The sequence below is a fragment of the Aureispira sp. CCB-QB1 genome, from assembly GCF_000724545.1.
Classification (GTDB): Bacteria; Bacteroidota; Bacteroidia; order Chitinophagales; family Saprospiraceae; genus Aureispira.
In genome coordinates, this window is sequence record NZ_JHBV01000117.1 from 1 (window position 1) to 411 (window position 411).

At 43.6% G+C, this 411-nt stretch carries 1 protein-coding gene; it reads left to right on the forward strand.

The window, feature by feature from the left end:
• Positions 1–16 precede the first annotated feature (16 nt).
• A partial coding sequence (locus tag CG11_RS26470) for a hypothetical protein (RefSeq protein WP_156039928.1) occupies positions 17–411 on the forward strand: 395 nt, incomplete at its 3' end.

Below are 411 nucleotides of genomic sequence, written 5' to 3' on the forward strand. Positions count from 1 at the left end.
ATAAAAATCTCTTGTTATGAACCGTCCAACAAACTTGTTGACCGTTCATCCTCCTTTCCCTAAAAAACAGCTTGGTCGTTACCGAAACATTCGAGGCGCTTACCTGATTCACCATCAGGGTAAAATTGTCTATGTTGGCGGCTCGAAAAACATTCAGAAAGCCATTGCCAGACTCTTTCAAAAAGGCGGTGCTTTGCAAGAACTGTGTTTTGAGCAATGCACCTTTGAAGTGATTTTATCCAATCTTAAAAGAGGCACGGTAGAACAAGCCTTAAAGATAAAACTCACTCCAGCCTACAATTACCACCCCGAGCTGAGGGATTACAAAGCCTATCGTAAAAAACAATCCAAACGCATTTGGGCAGCCTATCGAGCACAAACTCGAATCGAGGTCCAAGGCGAGCACCAAAC